At 44.6% G+C, this 1,870-nt stretch carries 3 protein-coding genes; 1 reads left to right on the top strand and 2 read right to left on the bottom strand.

What is annotated here, in order from left to right; all coding sequences use genetic code 11:
• On the bottom strand, positions 1 to 143 hold a 143-nt coding region (locus F6K53_RS46280; RefSeq protein ID WP_366511422.1), incomplete at its 3' end, for an NAD(P)-binding protein.
• 66 nt (positions 144 to 209) lie between these two features.
• Between F6K53_RS46280 and F6K53_RS39340 the strand changes: the two genes are divergently transcribed.
• A complete protein-coding gene (locus F6K53_RS39340) occupies positions 210 to 353 on the top strand; it encodes a hypothetical protein (RefSeq protein ID WP_293085367.1) in 144 nt (47 codons plus the stop codon).
• A gap of 4 nt (positions 354 to 357) precedes the next feature.
• On the opposite strand, the gene F6K53_RS39335 is transcribed toward F6K53_RS39340, so the two are convergent.
• A partial coding sequence (locus F6K53_RS39335) for a condensation domain-containing protein (RefSeq protein ID WP_293085364.1) occupies positions 358 to 1,870 on the bottom strand: 1,513 nt, incomplete at its 5' end.

Below are 1,870 nucleotides of genomic sequence, written 5' to 3'. Positions count from 1 at the left end.
TCTCCCTCCCACAGGTCAATGGTATTAGCATGACCTCCAACTCTATGACTTTTTTCATAAACATCAACCTCGTACTCGTCTTGAAGATAATAAGCGGCTGGTGTCCCAGAAATTCCCGAGCCGATAATTGCTAACCTCTCCATAAATCCTCCAATTTGCAGTAAAAAGTGAACAGTGAACAGTGAAAAATAAACCTTAAACTTTAAACCTTGGCCTTTCGGCCACGCGATCGCGTTCAACCGGTAACCTGTAACCTACCTTTCGGGAACGCCAAAGGCGAAGAACCTGTAACTTTAAACCTTCAACCTTCAACCTTAAACATTCAATTTTCAACCTTAAACCTTCAACCTTAAACCTTCAACCTTTAAAAGATTGGCTCAGGGTGGATGCCATTTCTTGCACACTCCGACAGCTGAGTAAGCCTTGGCGATCGACTTTACCGTAGAGCTTTTCTAGGTGGGTAACAATCCGAATTCGTTCTAGGGAATCTACTCCTAAGTCGGCTTCTAGGTCTAGATCCATCTCATCAGCGGAGATGGGATAGTGACAGATTTCTTCTGTTACTTGTCGCAGGGTTGACTCGATAGCGGTATTTGTTGGTAATGGCTGCTGAGATTTGGATGGCTGCTCAGGTTGAATTGTCAGTGAGACTAATTCCTCAATCTGAGCAATGTATTCCGTCATTAAGTTATCAATCTCGGACAGTGCAAAACAGTTGTAGTCGTAACTGGCAAACATATGCAGACGGCCATCGAATACCTCTTGTAAGATATCCAGAGTTCCAGGAGCATTTATGCCACCTGCTTGATAATCTGTTACATTAACAGAACCGTACTGAGTTTTAATGTGGGTGTGTCCTGTGTAAGGGAAATAGAGATTGGATTTCAACGCGCTCCGAAACATAGGTAAAGTATGTTCAGGAATTTGGCCATTTTCCAGAGCAATATTTTCTTTGAAGATCATGCCCATCTGGCGAGTCTGGGCGCGGTCAATACCACTGGCTATGCCATTTTGGATGACTTGATGAATCCGGTTTAATAGAGCTTGCCAGTCTTCATCGGGCTGAGGCGGAGTAAAGCTAAGGGCTAAATTTTGGGCAAAGCTGCTGACGACATTAGATGCATCTACCCCAGGATAGATTCTGCCACTGGTGGGAATTTGAATAATCGGGGATTTGGAAGGGGTAGAGTCCTCAGTGGTAGCATGAAAATTGTTATTTGTGCTTGTGACCCTAAGGTCATGGGAGTCTAGCTTGACAACTGCTCGCAGAAATGCTCCTAGTAGTAAGGAATTCACGGGCAATCGCCATTCAGCAGTTTTGGCAATGAGTTTATCTGTGGTCTCTTGGGTCAGGCAATATTTATGGCTGTAGAATTGGGAATTCTGGTAGTCAACAGGTTTACCTTTAGGATTCCAGATATAGGACTCTTTACCTTGGCTAGCAGTATACTCCGCAAGTGCTTGGTCTTCCTCTGGATCCTGCCAAGCATTCATGGCTGCTACCACTTCAGCGTAATCCTTGAGGCTGGTGGCTGGTGGGAGTATGGGCTCTTCACCACAACTACGGGCGCGATAAATTTCCATAAATTCCCGTAGAATGACATGATTACTCAGACCATCCGAGATCACGTGTTCGATGCCTAAAAAGAGCTGATAAACTGAGTCTTCAAGACGTATGACAGAAAATTGATGGAGTGGCCATTGAGTCAAAGACCATTCGTAATTTAGCCAGTGATCTAGTTCTTCTGCTACTGCTTCTTCTTTGGCTTCACTGTCTAAATGCTGGATGTCGATAAACAGGATTTCCGGGGGAGTGGGATTGTCAAGAATTTCTACCTGGTAGTCTTTGAAGCTAGTGGCACCACAAGGG

It is taken from the genome of Moorena sp. SIO4A1, from assembly GCF_010672065.1.
GTDB lineage: Bacteria > Cyanobacteriota > Cyanobacteriia > Cyanobacteriales > Coleofasciculaceae > Moorena.
This window is presented reverse-complemented; position numbering and strand designations above follow the sequence as displayed.